Genomic DNA, 18816 nt, shown 5'->3' on the forward strand with positions numbered 1-18816 from the left:
GGCCCCGCCGCCGTCAGAACAGCCGCAGCTTGTCGTCCTCGATGCCCCGCATCGCGTTGTAGTCCAGGACCGTGCAGCCGATGCCCCGGTCCGTGGCCAGGACGCGGGCCTGGGGCTTGATCTCCTGCGCCGCGAAGACGCCGCGCACCGGCGCGAGGTGCGGGTCGCGGTTCAACAGGTCCAGGTAGCGCGTCAGTTGCTCCACGCCGTCGATCTCGCCGCGCCGCTTGATCTCCACGGCGACGGTGCCGCCGTCCGCGTCCCGGCAGAGGATGTCGACCGGTCCGATGGCCGTCATGTACTCGCGGCGGATCAGCGTGTAGCCCTCGCCGAGCACCTCGATGCGGTCGGCGAGGAGCTCCTGGAGGTGTGCTTCCACGCCATCCTTGATCAGGCCGGGATCGACGCCGAGTTCGTGCGACGAGTCGTGGAGGACCTCCTCCATCGTGATGATGAGCTTCTCGCCGGCCTTGTTGACGACGGTCCAGATGCCTTCGTCGTCTCCTGAGCCCTCCTTCAGGGTGCAGGGCGGCGACATCCAGTTGAGGGGCTTGTAGGCCCGGTCGTCCGCATGGATCGAGACACTGCCGTCCGCCTTCACGAGGATGAGGCGAGGGGCCGACGGGAGATGGGCGGTGAGCCGGCCCGCGTAGTCAACGGAGCAGCGGGCAATGACGAGACGCATGGTCGGCAACGCTACTCGACCGGTACGGGTCGGCGCGATCCGCCCAGGAGGCTCGTCGACCGGCGCTTCTCCTGGCGCCCCTGTTTCCCCGGATAAGCCCTGTTCGAAAGTGGCCGGTTGTGTGCACCTCCGGACCGCACTGTGTGCCCGATGTCCTGGTGCGGCCACGAACAGTTGCCTACCGTATGAACGGGAGGTCGCGATGCGTGTACTCAGCGTGTTCGGTGTCGCGATCCCCTTCCCTGTCCGTCAGCCCCCTCTCCCGAGGGGGTGCGAGAGGAGAACCCATGTCGCTGGACGTCTCACCGGCCCTACTCGAAAAGGCCGAGCGAGGCGAGGTCGACGAAGCGGAATTCGTCGACTGCGTCCGGACCTCCCTGCCTTACGCATGGGAGATGATCAGCTCCCTGGTGGCCCAGCTGAAGGTGGACGGCGGCAACTTCGCCGACAACCAGACGCCGCCGCCGGACGAGCAGGCGCGGGGCCAGCTGCTGCGAGCCCTCGCGAGTGACGCGATACGAGGTGCGTTGCAGAGGCACTTCGGGGTGAGGCTGGCCTTCCAGAACTGCCACCGCGTGGCAGTGTTCCCGCTGGACGGCTCGGTGGACGACACCCTGGCCCGCTTCACATCAGTGCGCAGTCAGCTGCTGAACCAGTCGCCGGAGTTCCGGGACTGCTGATGCCGTGATACCGCACAGCTTGCCGCTCCGTACGCGGGAGGTGTTCTGTACAGGAGCGGCAAGCTTCCGGCGGCTCGGGCCCGCCCGGCCCGGGTGCCGGGCCGGCTCACCGGAGCCGCGGCAGTACCTCGCACCCCAGCCGTCGCACGTTCTCCTCGGTGGCGGCCAGATCGCCCGAGCCCTCCACGAGGAGGGCGAACCGCGTGATCCCCGTACGCTCGGAGGTCGCCGCGAGGCGGTCCGCGCACAGCCGGGGGGTGCCCACCGGGTGCAGCCCGCAGAGGAGTTCGGTGTAGGCGGAGGGGTCGCGCATCGACCGCGCGCGGTCGTCCACCGTCACATGCGCCTCCAGGCCCTGCTTCAGCCATCCGGGCATGGCCTTCTGCAGCAGTTCGACGGCCTCCGTGCGCCGGTCCGCGATCTGCGCGACCCCGGCCGAGACGTGGGAGGTGCCGGCGATCTCGTCGGGGGAGCGCCCCGCGGCGCGTGCGTACGTGGTCCACAGCGCGACCATCTCGGCCTTCTCCTCGTCCCCCACGTGCATGCCGAGCAGCATCGGCAGCGCGCGCTCGGCGGCCATCCGGATACTCGCGGGCGAGGTGCAGGCGACGACGACCTCGGGGCTCTCACCGCCGGACAGGGCCTCCGACGCCCTGGGGACGACCTGGACCTCACGGAAGCCGAAGCGCTCGGAGCCACCCGCCACGGAGGCCTGGCGCAGCCAGCGCACCAGCAGATCGAGTGATTCCGGGAACCCCTTCTCGTACGCCTCCAGGCCTGCCCCGAAGACCTCCAGGTCGACCCAGGGGCCGCCGCGTCCCACGCCGAGGGAGAACCGCCCGCCCGACGTCACGTGCAGCAGCGCGGCCTGCTCGCCGAGCGCCACCGGGTGCACGGTGGGCAGCACACTGACCGCCGTGCCCACGCGGATACGACGGGTGCGGCCGAGCAGTAACGCCGCGAGCGTCACGGCCGACGGGCACGTCCCGTACGGCACGAAGTGGTGCTCGGCCACCCACACCGTGTCGAGCCCGGACTCCTCGGCGACCTCCGCGGACCGCACCGCGCGGTGCAGCGCCTCGCCTTGGCCCTGCCCGGGAAACTGGGCCGCCAGAACAAAACTTCCTACGCGCATCGCACTCCTGCCTCCTTGTGCCGACGCGGCTCCCCCACATCGCATAACCGTCTGACACGTGCCAAGGACACGGCCTGGTGGGGGGATTGGCGGATTGTCTGCAGAATGAGCCGGCCGTGCGGGGGATTCGTGTGGATAGGCGACGTACACGCACCCCTGGGTGCTCCGCGTAGGCTGGACACAGCCCGTGCTCCCTGTATAGCTCCGTGAGGTGTCCTGTGTCCCCGCGTCGCAACCGTCCCCACGCCGTCGGCTCCGGCCGCGCCGCGGACGAGGATCCGTCCGACCGGTACGGCGGCTGGCAGTCGTCCGAGAGCTGGCAGGGGGAGTCCTGGAGCGTACGGCACGTGGCGGGCGCGAGCGCCCAGGGCAAGACGTACCGCTGCCCGGGGTGCGACCAGCAGATCCCCTCCGGCGTCCCGCACGTGGTGGCCTGGCCCGAGCACTCCGGCGTGGACGAGCGCAGGCACTGGCACAAGTCGTGCTGGAACGCGAAGGACCGCCGCACCACGAGGGTGCAGCGGTCCCGTAACGCGCCGAGGTTCTAGCGCCCTCCCGAGGGGGCAAATCCTGGGACGGGTCTCACACGTCCCGTCGCTCCAGCAGCGCGTACGCGCCCGCGATGGCGGCCGCGGTGACACAGACGAGCAGGATGAGCTGCGGGCCGCCGGTGCCCTCCTCGGCGTCGATCTCGAAGATCTTGGCGAGCGCGTTCGGGGCGTTGTAGTCCAGCATCTTCTCGCCGATCGCCTTCAGGCTGTCGGAGATCATCAGGAACGCGGGCAGGATCGCCGGCACCAGCACCAGACCGAGCATCGCGGTGATCGCGCCGGCGGAGTGCCGCAGCATCGAGCCCACGGCGAGCGCGAGCACCCCGAGCAGCGACACGTAGAGCGCGCCCTTCAGGACGCTCGGGATCCACGAGACCTCCGACGCCCCGCTGTGCATCCCCGAGGTGGCCAGCCCGACGAACCCGATGGCCAGGGCCGACACGACGAACGCGACGGTGAAGAAGATCAGCAGCTTGGCCGTGAGCACCCGGTGACGCTGCGGCGAGGCGGTGAACGTCGTACGGATCATGCCGGTGCCGTACTCGGACGAGACCACCAGCACCCCCAGGGTGATCAGGCAGATCTGCCCGAGGATCAGCCCGAAGAAGGCGGGGATCGTGTAGGGGGTGTCCCCGTAGTCGACGTCGCTCGTGTTGGCGGCGACGAGGAGGCCGATCCCCACGACCAGGAGCAGGAAGACACCGATCGTCCACATCGTGGAGCGCACCGACTTGATCTTCGTCCACTCCGAGGTGAGCGCGTGCCCGAGGTGGGTGCGCGTCACCGGGATCGGCGAGGTGTACGTGTTCCCGGGCGCCGACTGCCAGTTCGGGGCAGGGGCGGCCTGCTGCTGCGACTGCGGCTGGGGCGTGCTCATCGGGCGTCCTCGGGCTTGGTCAGGTCGGCGGCGGCGGAGGGCTGCGCGGCGGCGGGCCCCGCGGGGGCGGGCTGGACGGGCGCGGCGTACGGATTGGGCTCCCCGGCGCCCAAGGCGCCCTGAGCGCCGTACGGGCCCGCCTGGGGCTGCCCCTGGGGCATCGCGAAGGGCTGCCCGCCCTGCTGGGGCGGCGGCGGTGCGTACCAGCCCGGCTGGCCCTGTCCCGGTACCGGCATCTGCGGCGGGGGCATCGCCCCGGGCGGCAGCTGCTGCTGGAGGCCCGCGCGCTGGTCGGTGGTCGAGCGGTAGTCGACGGCGCCCTGCGTCATCCGCATGTACGCCTCCTCCAGCGAGGCCTGGTGCGGGGAGAGTTCCCACAGCCGGACGTCCGCGTCGTGCGCGAGGTCGCTGATGCGGGGCAGCGGCAGCCCGGTGACACGCAGCCCGCCGTCCTGCTCGGGCAGCACCTGGCCGCCCGCCTCGGTGAGCGCGGCCGTCAGCTTCTCGCGCTGGTGGGGCTCGGTGTCGGGGGTGCGCACCCGCGCGAAGTCGGCGGAGTTGTGCGAGATGAAGTCGCGGATGTTCATGTCCGCGAGCAACTGGCCGCGGCCGATCACGATGAGGTGGTCCGCGGTGACGGCCATCTCGCTCATGAGGTGCGAGGAGACGAAGACGGTCCGGCCCTCCGCGGCCAGGGACTTCATCAGGTTGCGCACCCAGAGGATGCCCTCGGGGTCGAGCCCGTTGACCGGTTCGTCGAACAGCAGCACCTGCGGGTCGCCGAGCAGCGCGGCCGCGATGCCGAGCCGCTGGCCCATGCCGAGCGAGAAACCCTTGGAGCGCTTTCTCGCCACGTCCTGGAGCCCCACGACACCCAGCACCTCGTCCACCCGGCGGGCCGGGATGCCGGACAGCTGCGCCAGGCACAGCAGGTGGTTGCGGGCGTGCCGGCCGCCGTGCACGGCCTTGGCGTCGAGCAGCGCGCCGACCTGGCGCGGGGCGTTGGGCAGCCTGCGGTACGGGTAGCCGCCGATCGTCACCTGCCCGGCGGTGGGGTTGTCGAGCCCCAGGATCATCCGCATGGTCGTCGACTTGCCCGAGCCGTTGGGGCCGAGGAAGCCGGTGACGGAGCCCGGCCTGACCTGGAAGGAAAGGTTGTACACGGCTGTCTTGTCGCCGTAGCGCTTCGTCAGGCCGACTGCCTCGATCATTCTCCGCACCCATCGAAAGGTTCAGGACGTCGGGGCGCACGCCCCCGTAAGGGTTAGGAGGATATCGGGGCGCTGACGGTTCCCCTCAATTCCAGGTAAAAAACCTGAGCCCTACGCGTCCCGCCTCTTCAGCAGTACGTACCCGCCGGCCACCGCCGCGATCACCCACAGCACCATGATCCCCAGGCCGCCCCAGGGCCCGTACGGCACGTCGTCGTCGATCGGGGTGACCACCTGCATGATCTTGCTGCCCGCCTGGTCCGGCAGGAACCGGCCGATCTTCTTGGTCGCCGGGACGTTGCCGAGGATGTTGGAGATCAGGAAGAAGAACGGCATCAGGACGCCGAGGGAGAGCATCGGGCTGCGGAGCATCGAGGCGACGCCCATCGAGAAGAGGGCGATGAGCGTCATGTAGAGGGCGCAGCCGATGACCGCGCGCAGCACACCCGGGTCGCTGATCGAGGCCCGGTGCGAGCCGAGCATCGCCTGGCCGAGGAAGAAGGTGACGAAGCTGGTCACGAGGGCCACGAGGAAGGCGAGCGCGGTCGCCACCGCGAGCTTGCCCGCGAGGAACGTGCCGCGTTGCGGGACCGCGGAGAGCGAGGTGCGGATCATGCCGGTGCTGTACTCGTTGCCCACCACCAGCACACCGAACACGATCATCGCCAGCTGGCCGAGGCTCGTCCCCGCGAAGCTGATGTAGGTGGGGTCGAAGGAGAGCCGGTCGGCGCGGTCCATCTTGTCGAACTCGTTCTTGGACAGCAGCGAGATCAGCGCGCCGAGCGCGACGGTCACCACGGCGGCGAGACTCAGCGTCCACACCGTGGACGCCACCGACCGGATCTTGGTCCACTCGGACCTGAGGACCTGGGTCGCGGCCATGGAGTTCAGCCCTTCTTCCAGTCGGAGCCCCACTGCGGTCGCGGCTGCTCCCCGGGAGGCGGCGGTGCGGAGAGCGACGTATCGACGGGAGGCGCGCCGGTGGGAGGCGTGCCGCTGTGCGCGTGGTACTCCACCGACTCCGCCGTGAGCTGCATGAAGGCCTCTTCCAGCGAGGCCTGCTGGGGGCTCAGCTCGTGCAGCACGATCCCGTGCCGGGCGGCGAGCTCACCGAGGTCCTGCGACGGGACGCCGTCCACCTCCAGCGTGCCGCCGCCCGCCTCGACGGCCGTGACACCGCCCCGGTGCAGCTCGTCGAGCAGCTGCTCCCGCTGCGGAGTCCTGATCCGTACGTACGAGCGGGAGTTCTCCCGGATGAAATCGGCCATGGACGTGTCGGCGAGCAGCCGGCCCTGGCCGATCACCACGAGGTGGTCGGCGGTGAGGGCCATCTCGCTCATCAGGTGCGAGGAGACGAAGACGGTACGGCCCTGGGCGGCGAGGGACTTCATCAGGTTGCGGATCCAGTGGATGCCCTCGGGGTCGAGCCCGTTGACCGGCTCGTCGAACATCAGGATCCGCGGGTCGCCGAGCAGCGCGGCCGCGATGCCGAGGCGCTGGCCCATGCCGAGCGAGAAGCCCTTGGCCTTCTTCTTCGCCACCGCGGTGAGGCCGACGGCGTCTAGGACCTCGCGCACCCGGCTCCTGGGGATGCCGTTGCTCTGCGCGAGGCACAGGAGGTGGTTCTGCGCGCTGCGGCCGCCGTGCATGCCCTTGGCGTCGAGGAGGGCGCCGATGTACTTCAGCGGGTCCTTGAGCCGGTCGTAGTGCTGCCCGTCGATCCGGACGTCCCCCGCGGTCGGCCGGTCGAGCCCGAGCATCATCCGCATCGTCGTGGACTTCCCGGCCCCGTTCGGCCCCAGGAACCCGGTGACGATCCCGGGCCGCACGGCGAACGTCAGATGATTCACCGCCACTTTCTCGCCGTACCGCTTGGTCAGCCCCTCAAGCTCGATCATGCCCCCACGCTAGAACGCACCAAAGCCCCCTGCCACCGGAGTGACAGAGGGCTTGGAACCAGGTTCGGCAGCGGGCCGCATCGATATGCGGCTCCGCCGCGTGGGCGCGACCAGCCGCAACTGCTCAAGGGGCGCGGGGAACTGCGCGACCAGCCACAGCCGACCCGCAGCTCACCCACAACCCAAAGCCGTACCCGACGGACCCGTACGCGAACCTCTACGCGACGGACCCGTACGACCTACCGGGTCTGCTGAGCCGGCACCCCACGGGTGACCGGCTCGTCCTCGGGCGCCCCCGCCGCAGCGACCGCCGCACCGGTGAGCGTCGCCAACATCTCACGCACGTTCGTGAGCTGAGCGTTGATCGAGTCACGCCGGTTCGTCAGCGCCGCGAGCTCACGCTCGGACTCCGACCGGATCCGGTCGGCCTTCGCGTTCGCATCGGCGACGATGTCCTCGGCCTGGCGCTGAGCCGTCTCCACCGTCTGGCGGGCACGACGCTCGGCGTCCGTACGCAGCTTCTCGGCCTCGAGCCGCAGCTGCTCCGCGCGGTGCTCGATCTCCGCGAGGCGCTTCTCGGCCTTGGCCTGCCGCGAGGCAAGGTCGCGCTCGGACTGCTCGCGCCGCTTGGCGAGGTTCGTCTCGAAGTCGGCGGCGGCCTGCGCGGCCTTCGCGCGGGTCTCCTCGAAGAGGGCGTCCGCCTCCTCGCGCTTCGACTGCGCGTCCTTCGTCGCCTCCTGGCGCAGCTGGGACGCGTCCGTCTTCGCCTTCTCGACGATCCGGACGCCCTCGTCCTCCGCCTTGGACTTGCGGTCCGCGGCGAACGACTCCGCGTCGTTGCGCACCTGCTGGGCCGACGACTCGGCCAGCTCACGGTGCTGTTCGGCCGCGCGACGGGCCTCCTCGCGCAGGTCCTTGGCCTCCTCCTCGGCGAGGCGGAGGATCTTCTCGACGCGGGCACCGAGGCCGGCGTACGACGGCTCGGCGTCGCTTACCTGGGCCTGGGCGTTCTGCGTTTCGAGATGGAGTTCCTCGATGCGCTTCTCGAGAGCAGTGATACGGGCCAGAGCGCTGTCACGGTCGGAGACGAGCTTCGAAATGCGTTCGTCCACCTGAGCGCGGTCGTACCCACGCCGCACAAGCTCGAAGCCGTAGGGGGAAGTGTCGCTCATGGGGTTCCTGTCGAATGAGACCGGTGAGGTGATAGGTGGAATCCTAGGGGTCAAGACGGTGTGTCACCGAGCAGTAGCCCGATTGATATGGAGAATGACACCCTTTTTTGATGGTCGGCGGCCGGAGCGCCTGCCGGAGAGCTCTCTCAAGCACCCCGGCGAGCACGGAAGTTGCCCCTCAGGCTAGCCCTCCGACGGCTTTCCACCCGATCGAGTCACACCGGCCGCAGCGCCCGCCTTGACGCCACCGTCCTTGCCGCTCGACGGGGCCTCAAAAGACTCCAACGCCTCCAGGACGTCCTGGACACGGGAGATCTCGGCATTGATGTCGGCCCGGCGACGGACCAGCACCTCCAGCTCCCGCTTGCCCTCGTCGACCGCGGCCCGCGCCTCGGCGACCGCCTCGGACCTGATCCCCTCGGCCTCGGCGATGAGCGCGGCCTTCTTCTGCTCGGCCTCCTTGAGGAGCCCCTCCGCCTTCTTCACCGCCGCGATCCGGACCTTGCTCGCCTCGGAATTGGCCTCCGACACCAGGTCCTTGGCCTTCGCCTCGGCTTCCTTCAGCTGGTCCTCGGCGGCCCTGATCAGCGCGTCGCACCGATCACCCGCCGCTCTCATCGTCTCCGCGGACTCCCGGCGGGCCCGGTCGTGCAGCTCCTCGATCTCACCGGTGATCCGGTCCCGCAGCTCCTCGGCCCGCTCTCTTATGGCCGTCGCGTCCCGGCGCGCGCCGACCAGCAGCTCGTCGGCGTCCGTCCTGGCCCGCTCCACCAGGGAGTTGCCGTCGACGGTCGCCTCGGAGAGCACCCGCTCCGCCTCGTTGCGCGCGGCGCCCACCATCGAGTCGGCCTGCGCCTCGGCGTCCGCGGTGGTCTTGCGCGCGCTCTGCTGCGACTCCGAGAGGAGCTTGTCGGCCTCGGCGGTCGTCTCCGTGATCAGCTTGTCGACCTGCTCGGCCGCCTCGGAGCGCCGCTTGTTGGCCTCCCCGCGCGCCTTGTCCAGCGTGTCGTCGGCCTCGTCACGGGCGTTCGACATGAGGCGGTCGGCCTCCGCTGCGGCCTCGGCCTTGACGCGCTGTGCGTCCGACCTGATCCGCTCGGCGTGCTGCTGCGCGGAGCCGACCGTGTCGGCCGCCTCGGCCCGCAGCCGCTCCGCGTCGCCCGTCGCGTCCGAGATCAGCTTCTCGGCCTTCGCCACGGACTCGGCGCGCACGCGCTCCGCCTCCTGGTTGGTCTCCGCGGTGAGCCGCTCCACCTCGGCCGTCGTCTCGGTGATGAGGGTGTCCGCCTGCGTCGCCGCGTCCGACCGGATGCGGTTGGCGTCCTCCCGTGCCTCGGCCCGGGAACGCGCGGCGTCCTGCTCGGCCGCCGCGACGGCCTCCGACGCCTCCGTACGCACCCGCTGGGCGTACTCCGAGGCGTCCGCGCGCACCCGGTCCGACTCGGTGATCGCCTCCGAGACCGTGCGCTCCGCGAGGGTCTTGGCGGCCTCCGCCTCGCCCTGCGCCTCGCGCCGGATCCGGTTGCCGTCCTCGGTCGCCCGCTCCCGCTCCGCGTGCGCGTCGGCGCGGACCCGGTCCGCCTCCTCCTGCGCCTCGCCGCGCATGCGCTCCGCGACGTGCTCGGCCGCGCTGCGCAGACCGGTGATCTCCTCCTGGGCCTGCTCGTGCAGCCCGGCCACGGAGTCCCGTACCTGCTGCGCGGTCTGCTCGGCGGCCGACACCATCTCGGTCGCCCGGCGGTCCGCCTCCTCGACCAGCCGTACGGCCTCGGTCTGGGCCTCCTCCACGCGGTTGCGCGCCGAGGCCAGCAGCTCCTCGCTCTGCTCGCGCGCCCGCTCGCGCTCCTGGTCGGCCTCCTGACGCGCGCCACCGAGGAGTTCCTCGGCCTCGCGGCGGCGTCTGGCCGCCTCCTCCTGGGCCGCGGACAGCGCCTCCGCGGCCTCCGTGGCGAGCCGCTCGGCGGCGGCCTGCGCCTCGGCCCGTACGCGGTCCGCGGTGTCCTGGGCCTCCGACTTCAGTCGCTCGGCCTCCGCCGCGGCGTCCGAACGCAGCCGTACGGCGATGGACTCGCCCTCGGCACGGGACGCGGACGCGTCCGCGGCGGCCTCGGTGCGCAGCCGCTCGGCCTCCGTCTCGGCCTGCGACTGGAGCGTACGGATCCGCTCGGCGGCCTCCGTGCGCAGCCGGTCGGTCTCCTCGGCGGCCTCGCGGCGGATCCGCTCGGCCTCCGCCCGCGCGTCGGTCAGCGCCTCCTCGGCGGAGGCGACCCGCTCCTCGGCCTCCGTGTGCAGCCGGGCCAGCCCCTCGGCGGCCTCGGCCTGGCGGGCCGCTATGGCGCGCTCGGTCTCCTCGTGGAGCTCGGCGGCGGCCCGCTCGGCCTCCGCCTTGATCTCCTCGGACTGCTCGACGGCCTCCGTACGGTGCCGCTCGGCCTCCGTGCGGGTGCGCTCCAGGGTCTCCTCGGCCTGACGGCGCAGGGTCGTCGCGCGCTCGATGGCCTCGGTGCGGACGCGCTGGCTCTCCGTCGTCGCGTTCGACCGCTGCTCGTCCGCGTCGGCCTTGGCCTTGGACAGCAGCTCCTCGGCGGTCTTGGCCGCCTCCTCGATCTGCTGGACGGCCTCACGGCGGGCCTCGGAGCGGATCCGCTCGCCCTCGGCGTTGGCGTCCGAGCGCAGCTGCTCGGCGTCACCGCGCAGCCGGCGCGCCTCCTCCTGCAGCTCGACGGTCTTGGCGCGGTACTCCTTGGTGTCGTCCTTCGCCGTGCCCTTGAGCTGTTCGGCGATGTCGTGCGCCTCGGCGCGCAGCCGGTCGGCCTCCGCCTCGGCCTCGGCGCGGATGCGCTCGGCCTCCTCGGAGGCGGCCTTGGTGGTCGTCTTGGCTTCCTCGGACGCCTTGTTCAGGACGTCCTCGGCGGTACGGGCCGCCTTGGCGAGCTGGGACGCGGTCTCCTCGGCGGTGAGACTGCGGGCGCTCTCCTCGGCCTCCGCGACGATCTTCTCGGCCTTGGCGCGGGCGTCCGCGACGACCTGCTCGGCCTCGGACTTGGTGGACTCGGCCTCCTTGTTGGCCTCGCCCACCATCCGGGCGACCTGCTCCTTGGCCGTACGGGTGCGCTGTTCGTTCGCCGACTCCGCGCCGGCCAGCGCCTTGGCCGCGGCCTCCTTCGCCTCGGCGAGGACCTTCTCCGCCTCGGCGCGCGCCTCGCGCAGCGCCGCTTCGGCCTCGTGGGCGCGCTGCTCGGCGGCGCGGCTCAGCTCGCCGGCCTGGCGGCGGGCGTTGTCCGACTCGGACGCGGTCGAACTGCGCAGCTGCTCGGCGTGGTCGGTGGCCTCCTGGGCCTGCGACGACGCCGCGTTCAGCAGCCGCTCGGCGTCGGTGCGGGCCCGGCGCAGCAGGGCCTCGGCCTCCGCGCGCGCCTGCTCGGCGTCGCTCTGCAGCCGTTGGCGGGCCTCGGCGGCGACCCGCTCGGCCTCCGCGCGGGCGGCGGCCAGGGCCTGCTCGGCCTCCGTGCGCGACTCGTCGACCAGCCGGCGGGCCTGCTGCTCGCTGCGGGCGCGCAGCTGCTCGGCCCAGGCCACGTTCTCGTTGACGTGCGACTCGACGCTCTGGCGGCGCTCGGCCAGCTCCTGGTCGAGCTGCTGGCGGCGGGTGACCGCCTCCTGGTGCAGCTCCGCCTGGAGACGGGCGGCCTGCTCGGCGTGCTCCTGGAGGATCCGCTGCGTCTGCGCGCGGGCCTGGCTCAGCTCCCGCTCGGCGTCCGTACGCAACTGATCGGCCTGGATCTGCGCATTACGGAGCATCTGCTCGGCTTGGTAGCCGATGTCCGCGTTGTCGTAGGCAGGCCGGGTCGCCAGACTGCGCCGCGCCTCGTGCAGCTTGGCGCGCAGCACCTCGACCTGATAGCCGAGGTCCTCGGCGTGCTGGACGGCCTTCTCCCGCTCGGTCTTCAGCCGCTCCATCTCGGCCTCGAACCGAGAGAGGTGGTCGACGTCAGCCGCCGGCTCTCGCTCCTGGCGTTCGTAGCCCCGCACTGCGCGGTCCCATCCGTCCCCTGGTCGCAAGTCTCTCCAAACGAGCACCGTCCATCGGCCGGACGGGCCCCCGGGGAATGGTGTCAGATCAACGGCGAAGCCCGGGCGCCTGCCCCGACGCTCGCCCCCCGAAACCTGGACCCCGGCCCTCGGATCCAAACGATGAGGACCCGGACCGCCCCGAAGAGGCGACGGCCGTGCCCAACCCTACCGGCCCAGATATACGGAGGTCAGTGCTCAGGTGACTCAACTGGCGCCGAAGTGACCAGTTCTGTCAGAACGCCATGACAGTCCTTCGGGTGCAGAAAGGTGATCCTGGAGTCCATGGAACCCCTGCGCGGCTCGTCGTACAGGACCCGTACGCCCTTGTCCCGGATGTCGGACGCGTCCGTATCCACGTCCGCCGTGCCGAAGGCGATGTGGTGGACGCCCTCACCGTTCTTGGCCAGCCACTTTCCGACCGCGGAGTCCTCGCGGGTGGGTTCCAGGAGCTGGAGGTAGGAGGCGCCTCCGTCGGACGTCTCATTGATCTTGAGCATGGCCTCGCGCACGCCCTGTTCCTCGTTGATCTCGGAGTGGAACACCTCGAAGCCGTAGGTGGCCCGGTAGAACTCGACGGTCTTGTCGAGGTCGAAACAGGCGATCCCGATGTGGTCGATTCGCGTCAGCATGGTGTCAGTGCAGCGCTCCGGACGTGGTTACGCAACGTGCGCGCGATCACACGACGGGCCGGATGACGGGTGGCCTACCGGTCAGTACATTTCAAGGACACCCTCATCTGGGGGATTCTCCCAAATCCTCCGACTCGTTCACTCCTCAGCTGTGCAAGCTGGAAGGGGATCGCTCCTCATGTCTGGAACGAACAACACCACCTCCGTCGTCGTTGCGGGTGCACGCACCCCGATGGGGCGGCTGCTCGGCTCCCTGAAGTCCTTCTCGGGAGCCGATCTCGGTGGATTCGCGATCAAGGCCGCCCTCGACCGTGCGGGAATCGGTGGCGACCAGGTGCAGTACGTGATCATGGGCCAGGTGCTCCAGGCCGGGGCGGGGCAGATCCCGGCACGGCAGGCGGCCGTCAAGGCCGGCATCCCGATGAACGTCCCGGCGCTCACCATCAACAAGGTGTGTCTGTCGGGCCTCGACGCCATCGCGCTCGCCGACCAGCTGATCCGCGCCGGTGAGTTCGACGTGGTGGTCGCGGGCGGCCAGGAGTCGATGACCAACGCCCCCCACCTGCTGCCCAAGTCCCGGGAGGGCTACAAGTACGGCGCGATCGAGATGCTCGACGCGATGGCGCACGACGGGCTCACCGACGCCTTCGAGAACATCGCCATGGGCGCGTCGACCGAGAAGCACAACACGACCCTGGGCATCCTGCGCCCCGAGCAGGACGAGATCGCCGCCCTGTCGCACCAGCGGGCCGCCGCAGCGCAGAAGAACGGCACCTTCGAGGCGGAGATCACGCCCGTCGAGATCCCGCAGCGCAAGGGCGAGCCCGTCGTCTTCAGCCAGGACGAGGGCATCCGCGGCGAGACGACCACCGAGTCGCTCGGCCGGCTGCGGCCCGCGTTCGCCAAGGACGGCACCATCACGGCCGGCTCGGCCTCGCAGATCTCCGACGGCGCGGCCGCCGTGGTCGTCATGAGCAAGGCCAAGGCGCAGGAGCTCGGTCTGGAGTGGATCGCGGAGATCGGCGCCCACGGAAACGTCGCGGGACCCGACAACTCTTTGCAGTCGCAGCCGTCGAACGCGATCCAGCACGCGCTGAAGAAGGAGGGCATCGGGGTCGAGGATCTTGACCTGATCGAGATCAACGAAGCCTTCGCCGCCGTGGCGGTCCAGTCGATGAAGGACCTCGGCGTGTCCACGGAAAAGGTGAACGTGAACGGCGGCGCCATCGCCCTCGGCCACCCGATCGGCATGTCCGGCGCCCGGCTCGTCCTGCACCTCGCCCTCGAACTGAAGCGGCGCGGCGGCGGTGTGGGCGCGGCGGCGCTGTGCGGCGGCGGCGGGCAGGGTGACGCGCTGATCGTGCGGGTACCCAAGGCCTGACACGCCTGATCCAGTGGAACGGAGCTTGCTGTGACGCAGGACGTCGCCTCGTTGGTGGCCGCGGCCAGAGAGGGCGGGCCGCGGGCCGTGGCCCGGCTGATCTCCCTGGTCGAGGGGGCGTCCCCGCACCTGCGCGAGGTCATGGCGGAGCTGGCCCCGCTGGCGGGCAACGCGTACGTCGTGGGCCTCACGGGCTCGCCGGGTGTCGGCAAGTCGACGTCCACCTCGGCGCTCGTGGCCGCCTACCGGCGCCAGGACAAGCGGGTCGGCGTCCTCGCCGTCGACCCGTCCTCGCCGTTCTCCGGCGGCGCGCTGCTCGGTGACCGCGTCCGGATGTCGGACCACGCGTCCGACCCGGGCGTGTACATCCGCTCGATGGCCACCCGCGGCCACCTCGGCGGGCTCGCCCGGTCGGCGCCCCAGGCGATCCGGGTGCTGGACGCGGCCGGCTGCGACGTGGTGATCGTCGAGACCGTGGGCGTGGGCCAGTCCGAGGTGGAGATCGCCTCGCAGGCGGACACGTCCGTGGTGCTGCTCGCGCCCGGCATGGGCGACGGGATCCAGGCGGCCAAGGCCGGGATCCTGGAGATCGGGGACGTGTACGTCGTCAACAAGGCCGACCGGGACGGGGCCGACGCGACGGCCCGCGAGCTGAACCACATGCTCGGCCTCGGCGAGTCCCGCCGGCCGGGGGACTGGCGGCCGCCCGTCGTGAAGACGGTCGCCTCGCGCGGGGAGGGCGTCGACGAGGTCGTCGAGGCGCTGGAGAAGCACCGGGCGTGGATGGCGGAACGGGGCGTGCTCGCCGAGCGGCGGCTCGCCCGTGCCGCGCGGGAGATCGAGACGATCGCGGTCACGGCGCTGCGGGAGCGGATCGGCGACCTGCACGGCGACCACCGCCTCGGCGCGCTCGCCGCCCGCATCGTCGCCGGCGACCTGGACCCGTACGGCGCGGCGGACTTCCTGGTGGCGGAACTGACGGCCCGCGCCCCTGGAGAGGGGCGCGGGGAACCGCGCGGCGGGGGTTCGGGGGCGGCGCCCCCGGGGCGGTGACGGAGCGCGGCTCAGTCGTCCGAGTCGTCGGACTCGGTGTCCGGCGTGACCTTCGCCGACTTCAGGTCCACCTTCCAGTCCTTCTCGACCCCGTTCGACGCGGTCGTCTCGACCTCCCACGCCGCGCCGCGCGTGTCGTCGTCGAGGTCGACGGACGTGACCGTGCCCTTCGCGGCGCCGGCCTTCGCCGCCTCCACGGCGCTGACGGACGCGCCCTTCAGCGTGGCCCGCGCCTCCGCCGTGTCGTCGGCGTCCTCCCGCTCGGTGTGCGAGCCGAGCACCTTGCCCGTGCCCGGGTCGACCTTGACGCTGTGCCAGACGTCGCCCGAGGCGAGCACGTCCACGTCCCACACCGGGCTGCTGCCGTCCTCGTCGTCCAGCTCGGCCGAGACCGCCGTACCCGACACGCTCTTCAGCGCGGCCGTGATCGCGTCGGCCGCGGAGACCTTCGCGGCCTTCGCCTCGGCGGCGTTCTCGGCCTTGTCGTCGGAGCCGTCGTTGTCGTCGTGCTCACCGCGGTCGTCGCGGTCGTCGGCCTCGGTCCCGTTCCTGTCGTCGTCCGAGTCCCGCACGCTGGACTGCTGCTTCACCTGCGGCTCGCCGTCTCCCGTGACGGCGAGGGCCGTGGCCGTGCCGCCTCCGATGAGGGCGGCGGCCGTGACAGCGGCGATGACGATGTTGCGCTTCATGGGGAATCCTCCGAGATCGTCTGCTTCGACTGCGTGCCGACGGTGTGCCGGTGCGTTTCGACGAGCCCCAATCTGGCTGAGCGACGCTGAAGGCAGCCTGAAGCTCCCTGAAGCCTTCTTCAGGTTCGGTTTGCGACTCTTGGCGCATGCGACTTCTGATCGTCGAGGACGAAAAGCGGCTCGCCCTGTCGCTCGCCAAGGGCCTGACCGCCGAGGGATACGCCGTGGACGTGGTCCACGACGGCCTGGAGGGGCTGCACCGGGCCGGCGAGGGCTCGTACGACCTCGTCATCCTCGACATCATGCTGCCCGGCATGAACGGCTACCGGGTGTGCGGCGCCCTGCGGTCCGCCGGGCACGACGTGCCGATCCTGATGCTCACCGCCAAGGACGGCGAGTACGACGAGGCGGAGGGCCTGGACACCGGCGCCGACGACTACCTCACCAAGCCGTTCTCGTACGTCGTCCTGGTGGCCAGGGTGAAGGCGCTGCTGCGGCGGCGCGGCTCCTCCGGCGGCGGGTCGCCCGTGCACGTGCTCGGCGACCTCAAGGTCGACACCGCCGCCCGGCGCGTGCACCTCGGTGCGGACGAGATCGCCCTCACCGCCAAGGAGTTCTCGGTCCTCGAACAACTCGTCGTACGGGCCGGGCACGTGGTGTCCAAGGCGGAGATCCTGGAGCACGTCTGGGACTTCGCCTACGAGGGGGACCCGAACATCGTCGAGGTCTACGTCAGCACGCTGCGCCGCAAGCTGGGGGCCGCGCTGATCCGGACCGTGCGCGGGGCCGGCTACCGCCTGGAGGCGAGATGACACGCGTCCTCGGGTCCGTACGGGCCAGGGCCACGCTCGCCGCGAGCGTCGTGGTGGCCGTCGCGCTCGCCGCGGCCGGCGCCGCGGTCCTGTTCTCGCTGTGGACCAACCTGAGGGAACAGGCGGGTACGGCGGCGGAGCGGGCCGCGAGGACGGTCGCCACCGACATGGCGACCGGCGAGTCCTACGGCGGCCTGTCGCTGGACAACGACGACCAGCCGGTCCAGGTCGTGGACGCCACCGGACGGCTCGTCGCGGTCACCGAGGACCTGGAGCGGATCAGTGGCACGGGCGTCGACCGGGTCAGGCCGCAGGCCCCGGGAGCCGTCACGGACGACGGCGGTGACGACGGCGACGACGGCGGTGACGACGACGCGGACGACGACGACTCGCTGGAGGTCGACGAGATCGGCGAGGCCACCTTCACCGACGGCTCCGCGACCATCGACGGCGACACCGCGGACTACCGCTTCGCCACCGTGCCGGTGGAGGTGACGGACAGGGGCACGCTCACCGTGCACGCGGGCGCTCCGCTGACCGCCGAACAGGAGGCCGTGAGCACCGCGCTGACCGTCATGCTCATCGGCTTCCCGCTGCTGCTGGCCCTGGTGGCGCTGGTGACCTGGCTCGTCACGCGCCGGGCGCTGCGGCCGGTGGAGGGCATCCGCGGCGAGATGGCCGCGATCACCGCCTCGGAGGACCTCACCCGGCGGGTTCCGGTGCCGGACACGCACGACGAGGTCGCGCGGCTGGCCCGGACCACCAACGAGACGCTCGCCGCCCTGGAGCAGTCCGTGGAGCGCCAGCGGCGGTTCGTCGCGGACGCCTCGCACGAACTGCGCAGCCCCATCGCCTCCCTGCGCACCCAGCTCGAAGTGGGCGCCGCGCACCCGGAGCTGCTCGATGTGGGAGGGGCCGTCGAGGACACCGTACGGCTGCAGCGGCTGGCCGCCGACCTGCTGCTGCTCGCCCGGCTGGACGCGGGGGAACGGCCCGCGGACGCGCGTTTCGACCTGGCCGCGCTCGTCCGTACGGAGGCGGGGCAGCGGGCCGGGGACCGGGTCGCGGTGTCGGTGGCGGCGGACACCGTGGACGTGAGCGGATCGCGCGGTCAGTTGGCGCGGGTGCTCGGCAATCTGCTGGACAACGCGCAGCGGCACACGCGGTCCTCGGTCGCCGTGACCGTGCGGCGGGCGGGGGAGTGGGCCGTCCTGGAGGTCGCCGACGACGGCGCGGGCGTGCCCGCCGATGAGTGCGAGCGGGTCTTCGAGCGGTTCGTGCGGCTCGACGAGGCCCGTGCCCGGGACGACGGTGGGGCCGGTCTGGGGCTCGCGATCGCCCGGGACGTGGCCGTCCGGCACGGGGGGTCGCTCACCGTCCGGGAGGCGCCGGCGGGCGGAGCCCTGTTCGAACTCCGCCTGCCCGTGGCCTGAGCGGCCCGGCCGCCACCAGCCCGCGGGCGCACCCCGGCGAGCCCTACGTCACGGACGGCCGCGCTGGCCCCGGAGGTGTTCCGCGATCGGGGTCAGGGCCTTGTGGAGGTCTTCCAGGGCCTCCGGCGGGAGGAGGTCGATGAAGTGCCGCCGCACGGACCCCACGTGGTGGGGCGCGACCTTCCTCATCGTCTCCAGGCCGTGGTCCGTGAGCACGGCGTACAGCCCGCGGCGGTCGGACTCGCAGTTCTCACGCCTGACCAGGTCCGCGTTCTCCATGCGGGTGACCTGGTGCGAGAGGCGGCTCTTGGACTGGAGGGTGGCGGACGCGAGGTCGCTCATCCGCATCCGTACGCCCTCCGACTCGGAGAGGTTCACCAGGATCTCGTAGTCGTTCATCGTCAGGCCGAACGGCTGGAGATCCTTCTCCAGCTGATACGTCAACAGCTTGTTGACCTCCAGGTGGGTGCGCCAGGCGCACTGCTCCGCATCTGTCAGCCAGCGGGTGGCCGTCTCGGTCTCCATGAATGAAGTCT

Annotated in this window: 17 protein-coding genes; 6 read left to right on the forward strand and 11 right to left on the reverse strand. The window is 71.3% G+C overall.

All coding sequences use genetic code 11. The features are described from left to right. Window positions 1–13: 13 nt before the first annotated feature. Window positions 14–685, reverse strand: a complete 672-nt coding sequence (gene nucS, locus ACLVWQ_RS09215) for an endonuclease NucS (RefSeq protein WP_414107737.1) — start codon at window positions 683–685, stop codon at window positions 14–16. 287 nt (window positions 686–972) lie between these two features. Between nucS and ACLVWQ_RS09220 the strand changes: the two genes are divergently transcribed. Then, complete coding sequence (locus ACLVWQ_RS09220) at window positions 973–1365, forward strand: SCO5389 family protein (RefSeq protein ID WP_149511509.1); 393 nt, start codon at window positions 973–975, stop codon at window positions 1363–1365. Window positions 1366–1471: 106 nt separating this feature from the next. Here the strand turns inward: ACLVWQ_RS09220 and ACLVWQ_RS09225 are convergent, their stop codons facing one another. After that, window positions 1472–2500, reverse strand: coding sequence for an LLM class flavin-dependent oxidoreductase (locus ACLVWQ_RS09225; protein ID WP_414107738.1), 1029 nt, complete (start codon window positions 2498–2500; stop codon window positions 1472–1474). 218 nt (window positions 2501–2718) lie between these two features. On the opposite strand from ACLVWQ_RS09225, the gene ACLVWQ_RS09230 reads away from it, so the two are divergent. After that, window positions 2719–3048, forward strand: a complete 330-nt coding sequence (locus tag ACLVWQ_RS09230) for an ATP/GTP-binding protein (protein WP_414107739.1) — start codon at window positions 2719–2721, stop codon at window positions 3046–3048. 34 nt (window positions 3049–3082) lie between these two features. On the opposite strand, the gene ACLVWQ_RS09235 is transcribed toward ACLVWQ_RS09230, so the two are convergent. The 7 genes from ACLVWQ_RS09235 to mce all read right to left on the reverse strand — a co-directional run bounded on the left by ACLVWQ_RS09235 (window position 3083) and on the right by mce (window position 12912). After that, window positions 3083–3928: an ABC transporter permease gene (locus tag ACLVWQ_RS09235; protein WP_414107740.1), complete on the reverse strand. Its 846-nt coding sequence runs from the start codon at window positions 3926–3928 to the stop codon at window positions 3083–3085. Next, on the reverse strand, window positions 3925–5139 hold the full coding sequence (locus ACLVWQ_RS09240) for an ABC transporter ATP-binding protein (protein WP_414107741.1): 1215 nt from the start codon (window positions 5137–5139) through the stop codon (window positions 3925–3927). The genes ACLVWQ_RS09235 and ACLVWQ_RS09240 overlap by 4 nt, the downstream gene beginning before the upstream one ends. 111 nt (window positions 5140–5250) lie before the next feature. After that, window positions 5251–6021: an ABC transporter permease gene (locus ACLVWQ_RS09245; RefSeq protein WP_414107742.1), complete on the reverse strand. Its 771-nt coding sequence runs from the start codon at window positions 6019–6021 to the stop codon at window positions 5251–5253. Between the two features lie 5 nt (window positions 6022–6026). Next, window positions 6027–7037 (reverse strand): ABC transporter ATP-binding protein, encoded by a 1011-nt coding sequence (locus tag ACLVWQ_RS09250; RefSeq protein ID WP_414107743.1) that lies wholly within the window; start codon window positions 7035–7037, stop codon window positions 6027–6029. A 239-nt stretch (window positions 7038–7276) separates the two neighbouring features. Next, on the reverse strand, window positions 7277–8209 hold the full coding sequence (locus ACLVWQ_RS09255; RefSeq protein ID WP_414107745.1) for a cellulose-binding protein: 933 nt from the start codon (window positions 8207–8209) through the stop codon (window positions 7277–7279). 183 nt (window positions 8210–8392) lie between these two features. Continuing rightward, entirely contained in the window at window positions 8393–12241 is a 3849-nt protein-coding gene (scy, locus tag ACLVWQ_RS09260) for a polarized growth protein Scy (protein ID WP_414107746.1), read from the reverse strand. Window positions 12242–12471: 230 nt separating this feature from the next. Then, window positions 12472–12912, reverse strand: coding sequence for a methylmalonyl-CoA epimerase (gene mce / locus ACLVWQ_RS09265; protein WP_414107747.1), 441 nt, complete (start codon window positions 12910–12912; stop codon window positions 12472–12474). A 178-nt stretch (window positions 12913–13090) separates the two neighbouring features. Here mce and ACLVWQ_RS09270 point away from each other — a divergent pair, with 178 nt between their 5' ends. Beyond that, window positions 13091–14293 (forward strand): acetyl-CoA C-acetyltransferase, encoded by a 1203-nt coding sequence (locus ACLVWQ_RS09270; protein ID WP_414107748.1) that lies wholly within the window; start codon window positions 13091–13093, stop codon window positions 14291–14293. Between the two features lie 30 nt (window positions 14294–14323). Further along, a complete protein-coding gene (gene meaB, locus ACLVWQ_RS09275; RefSeq protein WP_414107749.1) occupies window positions 14324–15346 on the forward strand; it encodes a methylmalonyl Co-A mutase-associated GTPase MeaB in 1023 nt (340 codons plus the stop codon). Window positions 15347–15357: 11 nt separating this feature from the next. Here meaB and ACLVWQ_RS09280 read toward each other — a convergent pair whose 3' ends face one another. Then, window positions 15358–16035, reverse strand: a complete 678-nt coding sequence (locus tag ACLVWQ_RS09280; RefSeq protein WP_414107750.1) for a PepSY domain-containing protein — start codon at window positions 16033–16035, stop codon at window positions 15358–15360. 146 nt (window positions 16036–16181) lie between these two features. Here ACLVWQ_RS09280 and ACLVWQ_RS09285 point away from each other — a divergent pair, with 146 nt between their 5' ends. Together ACLVWQ_RS09285 and ACLVWQ_RS09290 are read left to right on the forward strand one after the other, a co-directional pair. Next, window positions 16182–16847, forward strand: coding sequence for a response regulator transcription factor (locus tag ACLVWQ_RS09285; protein ID WP_414107751.1), 666 nt, complete (start codon window positions 16182–16184; stop codon window positions 16845–16847). Next, on the forward strand, window positions 16844–18280 hold the full coding sequence (locus ACLVWQ_RS09290; protein ID WP_414107752.1) for an ATP-binding protein: 1437 nt from the start codon (window positions 16844–16846) through the stop codon (window positions 18278–18280). Before ACLVWQ_RS09285 ends, ACLVWQ_RS09290 begins: the two co-directional genes overlap by 4 nt. 48 nt (window positions 18281–18328) lie before the next feature. Here ACLVWQ_RS09290 and ACLVWQ_RS09295 read toward each other — a convergent pair whose 3' ends face one another. Continuing rightward, window positions 18329–18805 carry a MarR family winged helix-turn-helix transcriptional regulator gene (locus ACLVWQ_RS09295; RefSeq protein ID WP_414107754.1) on the reverse strand — a complete coding sequence of 159 codons (477 nt, stop codon included), beginning with the start codon at window positions 18803–18805 and terminating at the stop codon, window positions 18329–18331. Window positions 18806–18816 lie beyond the last annotated feature (11 nt).

It is taken from the genome of Streptomyces sp. CWNU-52B (assembly GCF_047444975.1).
Lineage (GTDB): Bacteria > Actinomycetota > Actinomycetes > Streptomycetales > Streptomycetaceae > Streptomyces.